The sequence below is a fragment of the Microbulbifer sp. VAAF005 genome, from assembly GCF_030012985.1.
Classification (GTDB): Bacteria; Pseudomonadota; Gammaproteobacteria; order Pseudomonadales; family Cellvibrionaceae; genus Microbulbifer.
In genome coordinates this window covers 4,083,542-4,102,330 of sequence record NZ_CP120233.1, presented here as the reverse complement: position 1 = coordinate 4,102,330, position 18,789 = coordinate 4,083,542, and the positions used below count along the sequence as shown (strand labels likewise).

17 protein-coding genes and 1 tRNA gene are annotated in these 18,789 nt (G+C 48.6%); 5 read left to right on the top strand and 13 right to left on the bottom strand.

All coding sequences use genetic code 11. From position 1 onward, the window contains the following. Window positions 1–654: 654 nt before the first annotated feature. Window positions 655–2,109: a KAP family P-loop NTPase fold protein gene (locus P0078_RS18425; RefSeq protein WP_282931368.1), complete on the bottom strand. Its 1,455-nt coding sequence runs from the start codon at window positions 2,107–2,109 to the stop codon at window positions 655–657. A 442-nt stretch (window positions 2,110–2,551) separates the two neighbouring features. Here P0078_RS18425 and P0078_RS18420 point away from each other — a divergent pair, with 442 nt between their 5' ends. From P0078_RS18420 to P0078_RS18410, 3 genes are all read left to right on the top strand, one after another. Further along, complete coding sequence (locus tag P0078_RS18420) at window positions 2,552–2,929, top strand: Tse2 family ADP-ribosyltransferase toxin (protein ID WP_282931367.1); 378 nt, start codon at window positions 2,552–2,554, stop codon at window positions 2,927–2,929. Further along, entirely contained in the window at window positions 2,926–3,162 is a 237-nt protein-coding gene (locus P0078_RS18415; protein ID WP_282931366.1) for a hypothetical protein, read from the top strand. The genes P0078_RS18420 and P0078_RS18415 overlap by 4 nt, the downstream gene beginning before the upstream one ends. Window positions 3,163–3,240: 78 nt before the next feature. Then, window positions 3,241–3,399, top strand: coding sequence for a hypothetical protein (locus P0078_RS18410; protein ID WP_282931365.1), 159 nt, complete (start codon window positions 3,241–3,243; stop codon window positions 3,397–3,399). A 3-nt stretch (window positions 3,400–3,402) separates the two neighbouring features. On the opposite strand, the gene P0078_RS18405 is transcribed toward P0078_RS18410, so the two are convergent. From P0078_RS18405 to rlmE, 8 genes are all read right to left on the bottom strand, one after another. Beyond that, on the bottom strand, window positions 3,403–4,977 hold the full coding sequence (locus tag P0078_RS18405; protein ID WP_282931364.1) for a site-specific integrase: 1,575 nt from the start codon (window positions 4,975–4,977) through the stop codon (window positions 3,403–3,405). Between the two features lie 272 nt (window positions 4,978–5,249). Continuing rightward, window positions 5,250–5,335: transfer RNA gene (locus tag P0078_RS18400), tRNA-Leu, on the bottom strand. A 12-nt stretch (window positions 5,336–5,347) separates the two neighbouring features. Continuing rightward, window positions 5,348–5,779 carry a preprotein translocase subunit SecG gene (gene secG / locus P0078_RS18395; RefSeq protein ID WP_282931363.1) on the bottom strand — a complete coding sequence of 144 codons (432 nt, stop codon included), beginning with the start codon at window positions 5,777–5,779 and terminating at the stop codon, window positions 5,348–5,350. Window positions 5,780–5,849: 70 nt separating this feature from the next. Continuing rightward, the gene (gene tpiA / locus P0078_RS18390) at window positions 5,850–6,584 is read right to left on the bottom strand and encodes a triose-phosphate isomerase (protein ID WP_282931362.1); all 735 of its coding nucleotides are present in this window, start codon (window positions 6,582–6,584) and stop codon (window positions 5,850–5,852) included. Between the two features lie 119 nt (window positions 6,585–6,703). After that, window positions 6,704–8,056: a phosphoglucosamine mutase gene (gene glmM / locus P0078_RS18385; protein WP_282931361.1), complete on the bottom strand. Its 1,353-nt coding sequence runs from the start codon at window positions 8,054–8,056 to the stop codon at window positions 6,704–6,706. A gap of 94 nt (window positions 8,057–8,150) precedes the next feature. Next, a complete protein-coding gene (gene folP / locus P0078_RS18380; RefSeq protein WP_282931360.1) occupies window positions 8,151–8,996 on the bottom strand; it encodes a dihydropteroate synthase in 846 nt (281 codons plus the stop codon). Between the two features lie 91 nt (window positions 8,997–9,087). Beyond that, window positions 9,088–11,007, bottom strand: coding sequence for an ATP-dependent zinc metalloprotease FtsH (gene ftsH / locus P0078_RS18375; RefSeq protein ID WP_282934642.1), 1,920 nt, complete (start codon window positions 11,005–11,007; stop codon window positions 9,088–9,090). Window positions 11,008–11,194: 187 nt separating this feature from the next. Next, window positions 11,195–11,815, bottom strand: coding sequence for a 23S rRNA (uridine(2552)-2'-O)-methyltransferase RlmE (rlmE, locus tag P0078_RS18370; RefSeq protein WP_108734402.1), 621 nt, complete (start codon window positions 11,813–11,815; stop codon window positions 11,195–11,197). Window positions 11,816–12,020: 205 nt separating this feature from the next. On the opposite strand from rlmE, the gene P0078_RS18365 reads away from it, so the two are divergent. Continuing rightward, the gene (locus P0078_RS18365) at window positions 12,021–12,260 is read left to right on the top strand and encodes a YhbY family RNA-binding protein (protein WP_282931359.1); all 240 of its coding nucleotides are present in this window, start codon (window positions 12,021–12,023) and stop codon (window positions 12,258–12,260) included. Between the two features lie 34 nt (window positions 12,261–12,294). On the opposite strand, the gene P0078_RS18360 is transcribed toward P0078_RS18365, so the two are convergent. The 4 genes from P0078_RS18360 to P0078_RS18345 form a co-directional block, all read right to left on the bottom strand. Next, entirely contained in the window at window positions 12,295–12,669 is a 375-nt protein-coding gene (locus tag P0078_RS18360; protein WP_282931358.1) for a hypothetical protein, read from the bottom strand. A 1-nt stretch (window position 12,670) separates the two neighbouring features. Beyond that, window positions 12,671–14,185, bottom strand: a complete 1,515-nt coding sequence (locus P0078_RS18355; protein ID WP_282931357.1) for a S41 family peptidase — start codon at window positions 14,183–14,185, stop codon at window positions 12,671–12,673. Window positions 14,186–14,466: 281 nt separating this feature from the next. Further along, window positions 14,467–15,858, bottom strand: a complete 1,392-nt coding sequence (pntB, locus tag P0078_RS18350; RefSeq protein ID WP_282931356.1) for a Re/Si-specific NAD(P)(+) transhydrogenase subunit beta — start codon at window positions 15,856–15,858, stop codon at window positions 14,467–14,469. Window positions 15,859–15,873: 15 nt separating this feature from the next. Further along, window positions 15,874–17,421, bottom strand: coding sequence for a Re/Si-specific NAD(P)(+) transhydrogenase subunit alpha (locus tag P0078_RS18345; protein ID WP_282931355.1), 1,548 nt, complete (start codon window positions 17,419–17,421; stop codon window positions 15,874–15,876). Between the two features lie 774 nt (window positions 17,422–18,195). On the opposite strand from P0078_RS18345, the gene P0078_RS18340 reads away from it, so the two are divergent. Then, window positions 18,196–18,783, top strand: a complete 588-nt coding sequence (locus tag P0078_RS18340) for an ANTAR domain-containing response regulator (protein WP_282931354.1) — start codon at window positions 18,196–18,198, stop codon at window positions 18,781–18,783. Window positions 18,784–18,789 lie beyond the last annotated feature (6 nt).

Genomic DNA, 18,789 nt, shown 5'->3' with positions numbered 1-18,789 from the left:
GATTATTGGCAGTTGAGCCGCCTGCTCACACTAAATATACTGAAGATATTCTTTTTGGGGCCAAATGGTATTGGGAATGGGAAGGCAATCGTCTTGTAAGCTTATGGTGCTATTGTCCTAAGTGTAACTCGGAATTAGTTTATGATGACTCGAGTTGTAGCCGTGTATATACTTCTCGTTGTGAAACCGCCTTTATTTGTCAAAACTGCTATGATCAAGTTGTCTCTACAGTGCCCGGAAATAAGCGTGATGCTCTAGGAAGAGTAGAAAGGGAGATATACCGGAGAATAAGTGTCAGTGAATACCCAGGTGCTGCCTCTGCGGTGACTCAGTAGTACTATTTCAGATTGACTTATCAGCAGCCAAAATAGCTGTTTCGTCTATCCCCGCGCCAATTCCAATCCTTCCACCCCCACTCCAAATACTCTGAAACCCGCATGGTTACGGGGCTTAGAGTTTTACTGCCTAAGAAAATATTTTTTCTTTTCACCGGCTCACCGATTTTTTGTTAGGGTTATAGGGAGCACTTTAAATGGGTAGCAAAAAGTCAAAGGGGTAGCAAAAAGTCACTATACTAGCTGTGGGTATACTCAATAGTAAAGAGAACAGCTGGAGGTATACCAAGCTCTTCGCTATCCAACGGACAAATATTGATTAGGGAGCTGATATTATTTTCACAGCATGGAGCAACTCAATTCTATCAAATGCCAACTTTCTTATCCCTGCCGGCTCTCTCTCATAGTGCGACCTTTCCGCAGTCCCAATAAGATTACTGGACAAATCATATGCTGCATCGGCAATAGAAAAAGTAATCATATTTGGATTTTCTTTCCAGTACTGAATAAGGCTATCCTTTTTCTCATAGTCTTCCACTAGAGAAATCAAAAACCCGAGGGTAAAACTAAGCCAATACGGGACTTCATGTTCCAGAATAGATTCAGTAAAACCTTCCAAAAGGAATTCAGCTATTTGGTTAGCACATCCAGCATCAGCCATATAGTTATTATATAACTTTTCGTTTTCTCTTCTAACAAACAATAAAACAACAACCAACCATATATCTAGGTAATTTTCTGAGGATACACCAGATAATATTAATTTTAAGCGCACAATAAATCGATTTATATCTCGGGGCTCGTAAGAAAATCGTGCACAAAATCTAGGAATCGCCTTCTGTATAAACAGAAGCTCTTCCCGACCTTCGCGCCTGGAACTGAAGTAAGTCTCAAACTCTCTGTCCATTAGCAGCATCTTAGCATAAGTATAGTTATTAGATGCTGAAAGCTGGTATTCAACATCAAAAAACCGCTCCAAATAACTATGGCCATCAAACTCATTTCCGTATACGCCTTTAATACCTCGACCAAGTTGGTCATGATTAACGGCAATAACGAACACAATCCTCTCCAAATCAAATAAATGCTTTATCCTCTCTAGTAGCTCAATGGCAAAGTTTGGCCTGCAACGATCTAGCTCATCAATAAATACTATTAAATTCCTTTGACTGCCTGGTAATGCCTCAATTGCCTCGGCCAACTTAGCTTTAAACTTCTCTAGATCAGATTTTCTTGCATTAAAGTCGTTAATTAATTTATCTGCCCCAGCACCAGCTAGATCAGACGCAACCTTTTCAATTGCTTTATCAGCATCTAAAGCACCAAATGTTGCTGCTTTTACGGCAGCAGTGATAGTACCTCTAGCTACCCCAGGAAGATACTCTTTAGCTACTTTCCAAGCCTTTCCAGTTTTAGAGTCAGGGTCTTCTTTACCTAACCACTTATCCAAACAAGCAAGCAAAGCTAGTAATGGGTCCTCAGCAAAGTCATTTTCCCAGGCGTTTAGATATAGGCTTACTTTAGGACATTCCCGTGTATTGAAATAGTTTTGCCATAATTTAATAAACGTAGTTTTCCCGCCTCCCCAGGGAGCGTCAATAGATAAGACAAAAGGTGCTTTGGCATTCTCCACTAGTGGAGTTAGGTTTTCTATCTCTCCACACCTACCAAGGAGATCCTTGGGGTCTGGCCATATATCTTTGGAAAGAGAGACCTCAGAAATACGAACTGAAAGCTCACCTGTTTTTTGTTCAGCTATAGCTTGCTCACTCATTAAGATCCCTCTTTACTGATACTATTCACTAGCAAACAGTTATTCTGTTCTTAGCTTATTATATCGTTACGCGATTAGATACTACATGATAAGGACGTAATTACGCAGACTCTAAAATATTACCCTCTGGAAGATGTGAGTATTCTATGTCTGCACACTAAACCTACCCCTATTTAATCTAATTTAGTTGAACAGCAACCATTAGACACATTGACTTTAACTTTCTTTCATTACTGAGCACCCAAGTACAAACTAATAATAATTAACAATTAAGTGAAAAGTGAGCAACAGATATTGCTGGATACTCATATAAAGAAATACACCTATGATGCCACCTCTCACTTTATTGATTTACCTATCGCAATTGTTACAATCCCCACGGCAGGCAGCCATAAATGAAGTAAAAATCAGAATTTACTCTAGTCAATTAAGGATGATGACTATGAACACTGAAGAACTTTATATATCCAAGGAAGATCTGTTTAGAGTTGGCAACTCTTCTTCTTCTCGACTCTCAAAGGTCCGGCCTAGGGAAGTTAAAACAATAATAGTCAACGATGTTGAAGTAATTGTTGCGAACGATAACGGAGTAAGCCTGTACAATAAAGCCGGCCTGGAAGAAAGTCCTTTAACAGGCTGGATTTGGGAGGTTAAAAAGGGAACTCATTTCCCGCCCGGCCTCAAATTGGTTGAAAAGGGATCTTTCGGTCACAGGATGCTGGTACCGGCGTACAATATGCCTCTAAGCCAATATGTAGGGCTCTTGGAGCAGGTAGCTATTAACTGTAAAAAGGTTTTCAAAAAGCAGGTTAATTTATGAGAACTCTAAAACTTGAAATTGACAGAAGTACTTTTAGTTTGCTGTGGACGTCTTTACATACACGCGAAAATGAACTTTTAAACCGAATAAACGAGTTTGGCGAGGACTCTGATGAGGCTGCTGATGCGGCCAATGATGTAATTGCTCTTAGGCTCTATAAGAAGGAACTGAAAGCGCAGGCCGAAGAGGTTTTTGATGAGAATGCTTTCATAGTCAGTGACGAAGCCTATTGATACAAGCAACAAAAGAGGAAGGATTACCAACTCTAGAGAATTGACTCGCTTCCAAGTAAAAAGCCTTATAGATTGAAAATGAAAGACCCCCAAGACAATCTTAAGAAACGCTCTGAAGAAATTTTCAAAGATGGCCCTGACTTTGATGAACCACAATATACTGGTGATCCATCTAAGATTTTTGATGAAGACGAAACGCCCAAAAACAAGGACGACAAATCCAAGCACTCTTCATAGGTGTTACGGCTTAGGTATCTCCCTCCAACAAGCAGCCAATGCTGTAAAATCTAGGAAAGGATAGTCCATCTTTACAAGCTCATTATATAGCTGCTTAGGGGTGTAGCGTTCGGGAGCATAGTGGATAGTTGCTGTACTGAACTCACCTTCTTGGTGACCAACCATATTCAGCACATGAGTTTCACTAGCATCGCTTACTAATGAGTTACGAATGAAATTACGACGGAATGTATGGAAAGATTTGTTCTCTGCCTTAAAGCCTTCTAGATAGCGATCCCTGTACTGCTCATTGAACCACTTACTAAGGCGTGCATGTGGCCTTTGCCTAACTGATGGGGCTGGAATACCGGGTAACAGTAGCCCTGAGCGGTGAGTCTCATTCCACACATTAGGCAAACCTTTCAGATAATCCCTGAAACCCAGTTCATCCAATCTAGGGTGGACCGGGACTTTTCTTATAGCAGCCTTAGACTTGACCGCCTTTCCCTCCTCATCATTGATGCTGAAATAAGTAATACCATCCTGCTCCCTTACATCCTCGGCTCTAAGCTGTGCTATCTCACCACATCTTGCACCAGTAAATAGCGCTATCATCAACGCCCAAAAATGCGACTGCCGTGCAGACCGCTTCCAGTATGAACTACCAGAAACAAATAGCGGTGACTTGAAGATACGCTCCAAGTCCTCCTGCGAGTAAGCTGGCATCTTTGGAGTATCCCTTTGTACCGTAATGCCTTTAAAGGGATTCTTACTGATGCACTCAAACCTTACCCCATACTCAAAAATTTGAGAGACATAGAGCAGGCGCTCCCCAACCGTGGTAGCAGACATCCTCTTACCAAACTCTGCATCACCAGATAAAACTGCCTCAGGTATAAGATCGGGATATTTCTTTCTGTTACTTGGGCCTCTCAGTAGCACATCTCTAAAATGCATTGCATCCTTTACCTTGAAAGCATTTAAAGAAATATCCCCAAATACCCACAAGAAATCCTCAGCGGCCAGACGAAGCGCATCATAGGTTCCCTGCCCTAGTGGGTTCGCTATGGTCTCGGCCTTCTTGTTATCCACACAACCTTGATACAGCTCTGAGAATTTCGGAGAGGGACTACTTACTTTATCAACAGCTATGGCAGCCGAAGCTGCTTGGCTAGCAGTGCTTAACAACTCGGTAACGCGTTCAGGCCTCCTATGTTGCTCAAGGGCTTCTATTGTTAACTGGGCTCCGAGTAAATCCGCTAAATCATCTTCAACTTCATCGGGAGTAGACAAGCCAGAAACAAGGCGTTGTTGAGCCCTCAATAACTGTCTTTGTAACTTCCCTATCCGTGCCTGAAGTGTTTTAGCCTTTCTTTCAGGTCTTACATTGCTGCTCAGAAGTTCTTCCTCGGCCTCCTCTAGATCCAACTCAATCTGAGGGCCACTCTCAACACTCTCCCCTAAATGCTCCGCTAAAAGCTGCTTTGCATCATAGCTATGTAGAGCGTATCCCCCTTCACTAAAGAACTCATCCAGCCAATCATCCCGAAATTTTATTGCCTGCTCGTAGGCGTTACGTTTTATCTGTTCGTAGTCCATACCCAACCAGTGCCATTGCTTGACCTTCCTTGCTAGGTATAACGCTCTCTTAGAAGCCTTATCTCTGTCAACTGTATGTAAGGAGAAGCGCAAGAACCGCGATGATTTAGGGAGGCGTAGATTGAAGTAAAGGTGGGGGCTATCCGGGCGCTTCAACAGGTGCATGAGTGTGTACCAATTGTGTGCCAGCGGAGTATCAGACATAAAAAAAGGAGGCCGAAGCCTCCTTTTAACTCTTTGATTTGACTGAGGTTTTCTCTCAGTTTCATGTGTGGTGCCCAGGGCGGGACTTGAACCCGCACGAGCATAGCTCACTACCCCCTCAAGATAGCGTGTCTACCAATTCCACCACCTGGGCAAAAATCTTTTACTACTGTTCCTCACTTTCCTGGTTAGCAGCTGGCTCTTCTGAGCCGGTGCTGTCTGCAGGAATCTGCGGGATATCGCCAGTTTCCAAATCTGTTTCGAGCTGCGGGATATCGCTGTCGATAGCCGGCAGTTCTTCGGCTGGGCCAATTTGCTGCTCCATTGCTGGAATTTGCGGAAGGTCCGCATCAACGTTGGCGCCTGCACCTTGCTTAGCCAGGATGGCCAGGCCGAAACTGGTGACGAAGAATACCGTCGCAAAAATTGCTGTCAAGCGGGAAAAGAAATTTCCGCTACCTTGACTACCAAAAACTGTCTGGGACGCGCCCGCACCAAAGGATGCACCGGCTTCGGCACCTTTACCTTGCTGCAACAAAATCAGGCCAATAATGCCCAATGCGGTCAAAACGTGTACAACTAATACCAATTTTTCCATTTTCTGGAAACTCTCTACCGGGGTCTAAACAACCCGTTATTCAGTATTCGCCAACCCGCGTGCTGTCAATTTAAACAGCAGCGCGACAAATCTCAGCAAACTCGCCGGCATCCAGCGAGGCTCCACCCACCAGGGCACCATCAATATCTGCCTGGGCAAAAAGCTCCCTGGCATTTGCGGATTTTACACTACCGCCATATAAAATCTGTACTTCAGCGCCCAAATCTCCCAACTGCGAGCGAATAAATGCATGTACAGCTTGGGCTTCATCAGGAGTAGCAGTTTTTCCGGTGCCAATGGCCCATACCGGCTCATAGGCAATCACGGACTGCTTCCAGCCAGCCGAATCAATGATATCGGCAACCGCTTGAAGTTGTTTTGCAACCACTTCGAGAGTGCGCTCCTGCTCGCGTTCTTCAAGGGTTTCCCCGACGCAAAGTATTGGAGTCAATCCCGCCTCTTGGGCCGCAACAAATTTTTTCGCCACTAACTCACTGGTTTCTCCGTAGAGACTACGGCGCTCAGAATGCCCGACAATAACGTAACGGGTATTCCAATCCAGTAACATGCTAGCGGAAACCTCACCAGTAAACGCCCCTTCGGGCTCCTGGCTAAGGTCCTGGGCACCCAAGCTGAAACCTCCGCTCTTTTCCGCTGCATCAGCCACCAGGCCGAGGTATGGAAAAGATGGGCAAACAACAACACCGGACTTCACACCTTCGAGGTTGAGTTCGGTGAAAAAACGTTCGGCAAACTCGCGGCTGCCGTTCATTTTCCAGTTTGCTGCTACTAGCGGTGTTCGCATGTGTGCTCCTTCAAGGGGCGCAAATCTTAGCGACATTGACGCCAACATACAACCAAAATTATACGAGTTTCTTCTGCGCCCCAAGAGGACCGATTTACTACGGGTTAAATCGCAGCAGATCAGTTATTTCCAATTCGCTCCACCACGGAGGAAATATCTTTGGCCAGCTGTTCCACCAGGGCGCTGTCGCGGCCTTCAACCATTACCCGGATCAGAGGCTCTGTGCCAGATGGCCGCAGCAGCACACGTCCGCTGTCTGCGAGCTGACGTTCTGCATCGACAACAATGGCCTTAACGTCTGTGTGATCGAGAACACCATCGCGATGAGCCAGTTGCACATTAATCATGTGCTGGGGGAACATTGTCATACGGGATTTAAGCTGATGCAAGGGCTCATCAAATTCACACAGGCCACGCAGTACCTGCAGTGCGGCAATGATACCGTCGCCGGTGGTAGATGCATCGGCACAGATAATATGGCCTGACGACTCGCCTCCCAGCTTCCACTGATTAGCTGACATTTTTTCAAGCACATGGCGGTCGCCCACTTTGGCTCTCTCAAACGGAATTTTGTTTTCGCGCAATGCAAGCTCAAAACCGTAATTGCTCATCAAGGTGCCGACAACACCACTACAACCGCCCAGGAATTTATGCTGGTGCATAGCGATGATATACAACAGCTGATCGCCATCGACCAATTCCCCATTGGCATCGACGAACAACACCCTGTCCCCGTCACCATCAAAGGCTATACCCAGGTCCGCACCGCGCTTAACCACGGCCCGTTGCAACTGCTGAGGTTTAGTGGAGCCGCAATCTAGATTGATATTGAGTCCATCAGGGCCCGCTCCAATTACGCTGACTTCTGCTCCCTGCTCACGAAACACCATCGGCGCTACGTGATAAGTGGCTCCATTGGCGCAGTCGAGAACAATCTTCAAACCCTCAAGGGAGAAACCCCAGGGCGTGGAAGCCTTGCAGAACTCGATGTAACGCGCGGCTGCATCATCAACTCGATAGGCGCGACCGAGATCGTCAGAAGTTTCCATCGGCAGCTCGAGAGCGGCTTCAATCTCCAATTCAACCTCATCCGGTAACTTGGAGCCTTCAGCGCTGAAAAACTTAATGCCATTGTCGTGGTAAGGATTATGGGAGGCGCTGATAACAATGCCTGCACCGGCATGGAAAGTCCGGGTCAGGTAGGCGATCGCCGGAGTCGGCATTGGCCCCAACAGGGCGACATCCACGCCAGCATTAATCAGGCCCGCCTGCAGCGCTGCCTCAAACATGTAGCCGGAGACCCGAGTGTCCTTACCGATAAGGATGCGGGGACGTCGGTGGTGTTTAGCTTTGGAAATTCTTCCCAGTACCTTGCCCGCTGCATATCCCAGGCGCAGCATAAAATCGGGAGTAATTGCTCCCTCGCCAACGCGACCACGAATACCATCAGTGCCAAAATACTTTCTTTCCATAACGCTTCTCAATTGTGTACTTCGCCGCTTTTCTGTTCTGTCGGAAAACCACAACAGGACCCTGCGGCTTAAGGTCTCTGTAAGACATCACTCATCAAATTTCGCTGCAAACCAATTGCTGCATGCGCAACACATCCACGGTTTCCGCAACATCGTGGACACGTAAAATTCTTGCACCCTTTTGCGCAGCTAACATGGCCAAGGCCAGGCTACCGGGGAGGCGGCCATCTACATCTCGATCGAGCAGGCGGCCGATCATCGACTTGCGCGACAAGCCTGCCAGTATGGGCATATCCGACGGCGCCAGCTGCGACAAATTACGCAACAACGCCAAATTGTGCTCATCGGTTTTGCCAAAGCCAAAACCCGGGTCGAGAATGAGCCGGTTCCGTGTCACGCCCAGATCGATACAGAGATCGACCCGTTTCTGCAAATACCTGGCGACATCCTCTACAACATCAGTGTAAGACGGATCATCCTGCATAGTGCCGGGCTGACCCTGCATATGCATCAAGCAGATTGCCAAGCCACTCTCTGCGGCTGCTTCCAGTGCTCCTGGGCGCTCAAGGGCACGAACATCATTGATCAGTCCCGCCCCCACCGCAGCTGACTCGCGCATCACAGCCGGGGTACTGGTATCGACAGAGATAATCGCGTCAAAGTTCGCTTTGATCGCCTCCACCACCGGCACTACCCGATCCAGTTCCTGCTGCTCGGTGACCGGCGATGCGCCAGGGCGTGTCGATTCTCCGCCAATATCCAGGATTTTCGCTCCCTCAGAGAGCATCTGTTCCGCTCTCTGCAGAGCCAAGGTCAAGTCCAGGCTACCGGAGGCATAGTAATTGCCACCGTCGGAAAAGGAGTCCGGCGTTGTATTCAGAACCCCCATAACCACCGGTTGGGAAAGGTCTAGGGTGTGGTTACCACAGATAATTTTCATTGGCTGAAATAAAAAAATGCCGGATCGGAACAGGCTATCGCCCTATCCCCAACCCGGCATTTGGTTTTGTCCAGTTAGTCGCTTCGGAGAATCAGTGGCCGTTTAATGGGCCGCCGACGGTATTGCTCTTATCCGCCTCAGTTGAGGCCTCTGTGGTTTCAGTATCCTGGGTCGGGCTGTTTCCACCAGAGCCGAAGTTATTGTCTTCCCAGTCCCTTGGTGCACGAACTTTGCGGCGAGCCATAAGATCGTCCACCTGCTCCGCATCCAGGGTTTCGTATTCCATCAGCGCATCTTTCATCGCTTCAAGAATATCGCGGTTATCTTCCAGCAGTTTCTGCGCGCGCTCATAGCAGATATCGATAATACGCCGCACTTCCACATCAATTTCATTGGAAGTCTTGCCGGAAACCGGGTTGCCCTGGCCGGGCTGGCCACTTTCATCTTCGCCGTAATGCAATGGGCCAAGCTTTTCGGACAAGCCCCACTTGGTCACCATGCTGCGAGCCAAGTCAGTGGCCCGCTCGATGTCATTGGAAGCGCCAGTCGTAACACCGTCGATACCCAGGGTCATTTCTTCAGCAATACGGCCGCCAAACAGGGAGCACAATTGCGATTCAATCGCGCGCTTGGAAAGGCTGTACTTGTCTTCCTCAGGCAGGAACTGGGTGACACCCAGGGCGCGGCCACGGGGAATAATAGTTACTTTGTGTACCGGATCATGCTCGGGTACCAGTCGACCAATAATGGCGTGACCGGCCTCGTGGTAGGCGGTATTCACCTTTTCCTTTTCATTCATCACCATGGACTTGCGCTCGGCACCCATCATGATCTTGTCACGGGCGCGCTCAAACTCTTCCATGGTCACGGTGCGTCTATTGGCCCGCGCAGCAAACAGGGCAGCTTCGTTGACCAGATTGGCCAGATCGGCACCGGAGAAACCAGGGGTTCCACGGGCAATCGTCTGCGGATTCACCTTGTCGTCCATAGGCACTTTGCGCATATGAACCTTGAGGATTTGTTCGCGGCCGCGAATATCCGGCAGACCAACAAATACCTGGCGGTCAAAGCGACCCGGGCGCAGCAGGGCATGGTCCAGTACATCCGGGCGGTTGGTCGCTGCAATAACGATCACACCCTCATTACCTTCGAAACCATCCATCTCAACCAGCAACTGGTTCAGGGTCTGCTCGCGCTCATCGTGACCACCGCCAACACCGGCTCCACGGTGACGGCCAACAGCGTCGATCTCGTCGATAAAGATGATGCACGGAGCCTGCTTTTTGGCTTGCTCAAACATATCCCGCACCCGGGAAGCACCCACACCAACAAACATCTCAACAAAGTCAGAACCGGAGATGGAGAAGAAAGGTACTTTTGCTTCGCCGGCAATTGCTTTGGCAAGCAGGGTCTTACCGGTACCGGGAGGACCACACATCAGTACACCACGAGGGATATTGCCACCCAGGCGCTGGAACTTGGTGGGATCGCGCAGGAACTCGACCAGCTCCTGTACCTCTTCCTTAGCCTCATCTACTCCGGCAACATCGGAAAAAGTTGTCTTGATCTGGTCTTCGCCCAGCAGGCGCGCCTTGCTCTTACCAAATGCCATAGGACCTGAGCGACCGCCGGCTCCGCCCTGCATTTGGCGCATAAAGAACATAAATACAGCGATAATAATCAGGATCGGGAAGCTGGCTACCAGAAGCTGCTGCCAGATACTCGGTGACTCAGGCTCGCGACCAACGAATTGCACATTGCTGCGCACCAGCTCATTGGTGAGTTCATCGTCGATAATCTGTGGCTGGATAGTCTTGAAGCGGCTGCCATCGGCTTTTTCGCCGGTGATCACCAGACCGTCTACGATCACGTTCTTAACTTGGCCCGACTGCACATCCTGAACAAAGTCGGAGTAACTGAGAGCCTCATCCCGTGACTGTGGTTTAAAGTTTTGAAAAACCATCAGCAGTACCGCTGCGATGATCAACCACAGTACCAGGTTCTTTGCCATATCATTCAAAGGGATAGCCCTCTCGCTTTCGCAATCAAAATCCGTTCATTCCGGCAATGCCGGCCACATCAATACCGGATAAAACCAGTATAGGTGCGGGGGGTCAACAGCCTTCGCCCCCGATACAGGTATCGCTTATACCATACGGGGAGTCAGACTAGAAATACGCCGATGTTCTCAGTCGCTCTCAGCCCTTAAATCCTCGCGCCACCACGTATACTTCACGTGAACGGGGGCGGGAAGCACCAGGTTTGCGAGTTACGACACTGTTGTAGCTCCCACGCAAGTCGCGGATCAACTCGTCGAAACCCTCTCCCTGGAATACCTTTGCAACAAATGCACCACCGGGCTTAAGTACCTGCCGGGCCATATCGACCGCCAGTTCCACCAAATACATGGAGGCGGGCTGATCAACATCGCGTATCCCACTCATATTGGGGGCCATATCGGAAATCACAAGGTCTGCCAGTTCATCGCCCATGCGCTGTAACAGTTCACTGAGCACCGACTCCTCGGTAAAGTCCCCCTGGACAAAGTCCACACCGGCCAGTGGGTCCATCGGCAATATATCTGACGCCAAAACCTTGCCTTTGTGCCCTACCAACTCCATCGCTACCTGGGACCAGCCCCCTGGAGCCGCACCCAGGTCGACAACAGTCATTCCTGGCTTGAATAAGCGGTCCTTATTTTGTAGCTCCTGCAGCTTGTAGCTGGCACGGGAGCGATAGCCCTCTTTTTGGGACTGTTTGACGTAATGGTCATTAAAATGTTCACGCAGCCAACGGTGGCTGCTCTTAGATCGGCCCATCGGGTACAATGCCTACAATCACTACAGCTTAATTATAAGAGCGGCCACTGGCCGCGATCGGGTCCGCCGAACAAACGCTGGCGACGATCGCGGTCTGTGGCCGCTCCCACATCGAATTCCACAAAGTGGTAATGGAGTATTGTATGCCTTTAACCGCCGACCGCAAAAAGCTCTTCGCTCTCTAGGTCACAATCTGAAACCTGTCGTGACCGTAGCCGGCAATGGGCTGAGCGAGGGGGTGATGGAAGAACTGAACCGTGCACTCGAAGACCACGAGCTGATCAAAGTCAAACTGATGATCGCCGACCGGGAAGTACGCCACCAAATCGTTGGTGAGCTTTGCGAAAAATCCTCATCCGAGCTGGTACAGGAAATCGGCAAGATTGCCCTGATTTTCCGCGCGGCGCAGAAGCCGGATATTCGCAAGTCCAACCTGCTGCGTTAAACAAAAAGGGGAGCTAATGCTCCCCTTTCTTTTCTCAACCAGTGGAAACTGGCTTACACAGCACAGGCAACTCCCAGGATTCTCCAGTGGACAGCCGTGTCAACCAACACTTTTCACCATTGCCGACCAGCTGAAACTTAATCGGCCGCCCCATATCCCTACCAATCAATGCCATCTGCTTCGGGGTATTCTCAAGCACTAAAACGGTATCATCTACAAACACCTTCGGGCCAAGGGTCACTTTAGCTCCACCCAACGCTTGCGAAACTGCAGTTTGCAACTTGCTTTGAATCTCCGGGCTTGTTTCCAGTAACAGCGCCGGTGTTGCAGTTTCAACACTTTGCTGAGAGGAGCAGCCAAGGCACATTAATGCAAAACCACAAAGTTTAGCCAGAGCTGCCATTCTCATTTTATTTCACCATTATGCGGTTACTGCGGGAAACTTCCTTGGTCACTCTCGCATTGAAAACGGGAGCATCTTCACTTTCACCTGATATGGAGAATGCACTGGTGGAAATATCTCCACACACTCCGGTCTCGATATAATTCAGTGCGGTAGCAAAGCGCGCTTCATCGACATCCCCCAGGAGATTGTCAAAATCGTCACCGATCACACACCCTGGCAAATCGGCATCAGTTCCGTAATCACCATTGGGCATAAAGCCATCGGAGTAATCACCAAAGCCTTTTGCATTCACACCGGAGAACTGAATTGTGAAATAAGTGGTGCCACAATTATCCAAAGGATAAAAACCATAGGGCTTACCACAGGTAGTCTCACCTATCTGAATAACCTCGATATCAATGCCGCGCAAGCCATTGATAATGGCTTCACTGGCAGAGCAGGTATTTTCACTGGTTAGGACAAACAGCCGCGAGAGGTTTAAAGTCGGCAGTTTTTTTCCGTATAAAGACTCATCAATAAAGCCTAAGCCGGTCGAATAGAATGGAGTCCCATCCAAAGGCGCTCCGGTAATTGGGTTAGTTTCCGGGTGCTGGTCATTAAATTGGGCAATTTCAAATACTTGCCCCACAGTAGTATCACCGGCAATCATATAGGCCAGTTCCGCAGCGATATCGAGATAGCCACCGCCGTTATAGCGAAGATCAAGCACTAACTCTTCAATAGATTCCGATTCAAGCTCGGTAACAGCATCAATCAGCTCCGCTTCCGCTGTCGCAATATGATCATTGAAGAGCATATAACCGACTTTACGGCCCGAATCTGTCACTTCAGTTTTAACATATTGAACCGGGTCAGATTGCACCGGTGACGCAACCAGCGTGACAGTCTCGATCGTTGAAGAACCCAAAGGTCTTATTTCAAATACGTGGGACTCACCATCATTTTCTGGCCACATACCGTAATTCAGGGTATCCACATCATCGCCGTAGGCCAGATCAACACCGTCGACACTAATAACTTCTGCACCACGGGTCATAATATCGGGCAAATCACCACCGCTTTCCTCATCCAGGTAGGCGACTACTGCTTTACGTGGCGGGGTGCTGGAAAGTAGGGCCCACTGAACACCATAGCCAACGTAAACACCGGATTCTGATTCTGAATACCATTCATCTGAGGGGACAGTGTAATGGAAACGATCCTTTTCCCGACCGGAGGGAGTCAGAGCGAAAGTTCTTAGCTCTTCGAAATAAGCTAAAGAGTCATCGAAATCAGCTGGGTTTTGATCCTCAATCTCGTCATACCACAAGTAGAGTTCATTGCTCATTGAGCGCAGCCAGTTATTCTCATCTTCACGGCTGCCCGCTACATCAGCGTAGGCTGAACCGGTTGCTGGATCTGTGCCACTGCGAGGAGAAACACACTGGTTAGCATAGGTAGAGGAGGTCAGGAAATTACCCTCTTCCCAAGTACCACTATCTGTTGTCGGAGCCCCAGAATCAGAACCGCCTCCCCCCACAAGCTGCCAGACCCAAAACTCCCAGAGTAACCACCCCTGTTAAAGCTAGCTTACGTAGACGGATTTCCATCCCCAAACTCCTTGTAACTCTCTACTGTAAAGATATGTAAAGGCTGGGAGATTATCATTATTTGATGCGAGGTTCGATAACCATATTTTCATCAAAATAAATCACCAAACCTAAACGCAGAAAGGCCTGAAGAGGCACTGTCCAATTTGTACCCCTCCAAGCCCTTCTGTGCAAAGTAGGTTTAATTACATTTGATAACCCGGGTCAGGGATTAGCTTCCGAGCTTACCCAAAACCCCCTGCAAACTATCTTTTGCATCACCGAACAGCATGCGTGAGTTTTCTTTGTAAAACAGTGGGTTAGCAACTCCCGCATACCCGGAAGCCATAGAGCGCTTAAGGATAACAACCTTGCCGGCCTTCCAAACTTCCAACACCGGCATACCGGCGATAGGCGAGCCCGGTTTTTCCACTGCATCCGGGTTTACCGTGTCGTTAGCACCGATCACCAAAACCAAATCTGTAGCGGGAAAGTCTGGATTAATCTCATCCATTTCCAGAACGATATCGTAAGGCACGTTAGCCTCAGCCAAGAGCACATTCATATGTCCGGGAAGACGTCCAGCTACCGGGTGAATACCAAAGCGCACTGTTTTGCCTGCTTTTCTCAAACGATCAGTCAAGTCACTAACCGCCTGCTGGGCATGGGCTACCGCCATTCCGAATCCGGGAACAATAATGATACTGTCCGCCGCATCCAGTTCATCCGCAAGCTCCTGTTGATCAATGGCAATTACTTCACCATCGACTTCCTCATCGGAGACTTCACCACCATCAGAGCCAAATCCACCGAGAATAACGCTGATAAAAGAGCGATTCATTCCCCGGCACATGATGTAACTCAGGATGGCACCGGAAGAACCCACCAGGGCGCCCACTACAATTAACAGGTCATTGCCCAGCATAAATCCGGTAGCGGCAGCGGCCCAACCGGAGTAGCTGTTCAGCATGGATATAACCACCGGCATATCAGCGCCGCCAATAGCTGCCACAAGGTGAATACCTAACAGCAATGCAATTGAGGTCATTAACAGTAAGTTAATAACCGTACCCGCATGCACATCTGCCGGTACAAACAACACACCCAGAACAATACAAGCCAAAATGGCAATCAAGTTAAGCCAGTGCCGGGCCGGTAGCATTAATGGTTTCCCGGAAACCAATCCCTGCAACTTACAAAAAGCAACCAAAGAACCGGTCAGGGTAATTGCTCCAATAAATACACCCAGGTATATCTCAGTGCTGTGGACAACATGAGCAGCTCCGTGTAACTCCACAACCGGATCAAGGAAACCGCCCCAACCAATTAATACCGCAGCTAAGCCGACGAAGCTGTGTAGCAAAGCCACCATTTGTGGCATTTGAGTCATAGCCACACGCTTGGCCAGTGCCAAACCAATCACCGCACCGACGATCATGGCGATGGCGACCATCCAGTAAGCCCCGGCGGCCACTCCAGCAATAGTGGCGATAATGGCAACTGCCATTCCCACCATGCCGTAAATATTTCCCCTGCGCGCAGTTTCGTGACTGGATAAACCTCCCAGACTCAAGATAAACATCACTGCCGAGAAGAGATAAGCCATTGCAATCATACCGTTCATCACTCTCTCCTCCCCTTACCGGCGAAACATTTTCAACATACGGTAGGTCACAAAGAAACCACCGAATATATTAATACTGGCCACCAACACGCCGATGAAAGCAAGCAGGCTCACCAAACCCGAATTGGCAATTCCAAGCTGTACTAATGCACCAACAACCACAATGCCGGAAATTGCATTAGTAACACTCATTAACGGAGTGTGTAGCGCATGGGTAACATTCCAAATCACTTGCCAGCCAACAAATATTGCCAGGACAAATACGGTAAAGTGCGAGACGAAATCAGGAGGTGCGACGCGCCCCAACCACAACAATAAGATTGCCGCGATCGCCCAAAATGCAAAAATAGATACGGGAGATTTTCGTTTCTCAGCTTTCTCCTCAACAATTTTCACTTCCTCAGTAGCTTTCGCCGATGGCTTGGGCTGAGCAGAAATTTTTGGTGCGGGTGGAGGCCAGGTAATCTCACCGGATTTAACCACTGTGGCACCACGAATCACTTCATCATCAAAATTGAGATTAATCTCGCCATCTTTCTCCGGAGTTAGCTCCCCAAGCAGGTGAGCGAGATTGGTTGAATACAGGCGCGAGGATTGTGCAGCTGCTCGACTGGGCAAATTGGTATAACCAAGAATAGTGACGCCATTCTGCTCCACTTTTTCATGAGCCACCGTATAGTCACAGTTACCGCCCATTTCTGCCGCTAAATCCACGACGACAGAACCCTTAGGCATACTGTCGACCATATCTGCAAGCCATAATTTCGGAGCTGGTTTCCCCGGAATTAAGGCAGTGGTGATCACAATATCCACTTCTTTGGCCTGCTCGCGGAACAGTGCCATTTCAGCATCAATAAATTCCTTGGACATCACCTTGGCGTAACCACCGGAGCCCGAGCCTTCCTCCTCAATTTCTACGGTAAGGAATTCAGCCCCCATGGACTCCACTTGCTCACGTACTTCAGCGCGGGTATCGAAGGCCCGCACAATAGCTCCCATGCTTTTTGCCGTACCTATTGCAGAGAGCCCCGCTACACCAGCACCAATAACAAGTACTTTTGCCGGGGGAATTTTTCCTGCAGCTGTGATCTGCCCGGTAAAGAAGCGACCGAAATTATGGGCAGCCTCCACAACCGCACGATAGCCGGCAATATTTGCCATGGAGCTGAGCGCATCCATTTTTTGCGCGCGGGAAATTCTTGGAATCGACTCGACCGCTAGCGCATTGATATCGCGCTCGGCAAGCTTCTGTAGGAACTCGGCATTTTGTGCCGGCTTCAGAAAGGCGATCAGCGTAGCCCCTTTGGGAATCAGGGCCAACTCTTGATCAGTTGGTGCTTGTACTTTTAATACTATGCCCGCGTCAGCCAGGCACTGTTGCATATCCTCACGGATTTCTGCACCGGCTTCAGCATAAGCTTCATCAGTAAAACTGGCCCTATTACCAGCCCCCTTCTCCACCGCTACGGAAAAACCCAAATCGCGTAATCGTCTTACGCTATCGGGAGTCGCTGCAACACGTGCTTCTCCCTCTGCGGTCTCTCTAGGTATGGCTATAATCACCGCCGTGCCCCTCTTAGTTGATTTTATGAACTTACAGCTACATCTACCTCAAAAAGTATTGGATTGCCCAATTTATAAACAGATCGAGTGTAAACGTCGTCAAAGGGGATGAAAAGAGGGATAACCTGATAGCCGTAATTGGTGAAATTAATAAGACTATATATCCTGAATTGGCTATATAGACTTGGGAGAAATAAGCAAAAATTAGTCTCGCTCGAAACCTTTTCCCTGAAGTTAAATTGCTATTTGTTTATCCAAAATATAAGGAGTTTTCCTTTTTAAATGGCCTTACCGCTCAATTCACTATGAATTTTCAACCCAAGAAAATCCCCACAGTGGAGTGACCACCTACAAACAAACAAACAACTACAAAAATTTAGGGGTAACTGACTATTTTTAATAACCGCAAATAGATCGCCAAACACGCCGTGTTAGTTAAATATTGTCGATAAAGGCGACTATCGCATTACACCTATAATAAAAAATAACGCGCCATGTGACAGTCTATTCACGCAAACCACAAATGTGCAGATGATTTTGCTTCCATAGTACCAAGTCACACTTTTCTGCCTGAAAAATATGTACTAGCCCCCTACTTGTGCAAAAAAAACAATATCCGCAGAATGTCGCACCAGGAAAAAGCAGTAACATCAGATTTATCTCATGGAATTAGAGACATATATCCACTCCCCCACCTCTGCGTATTTGGCACAACTATTGATTAAAAGTTGGTAAAGCCCAATAAAAATTATTAGATGAGTGCCGCAGTAAATTGTGACTAATCCAAGCCCTGGAATCATGCTGGTCGATGACAATCCCGAGCGCGCCCACTTGGTTTGTGAGCGATTACGTGCTGCTGGCTACAGCATTCTCGCCCAGATCAACAGTGCCGAAGGCCTCCTCTTCCAGGTGGAAAAATACCGTCCAGATATTGTGCTGATAGACATCGAATCCCCGGACAGGGATATCCTGGAAAGCCTGGCCATAGTCAATCGTGAGGCGCCAACCCCAGTGGCTATGTTTTCAGGTAGCGGCAACGCAGACTTTATTAGTCGTGCAGTCGACTCCGGGGTAAGCGCTTATATGGCCGAGGGAATGACTCCTGAGCGCGTGGCACCGGCGATAGAAATCGCTATGGCACAATTTAAACATTTCCAGCAATTGCGTCAGTCTCTCGAGCGCACCCAGCAGCAACTCACAGAGCGAAAAGCGATCGAGCGGGCCAAAGGGCTATTAATGGCCAAGAAGAACCTCAGTGAAGAGGATGCCCATAAGACCTTGCGCAATCTCGCGATGAACAGCAACTCGACCATCCATACAGTTGCCGAGCAAGTAATCCAATATTTTCAGAAAGAGCATTAGAGTACC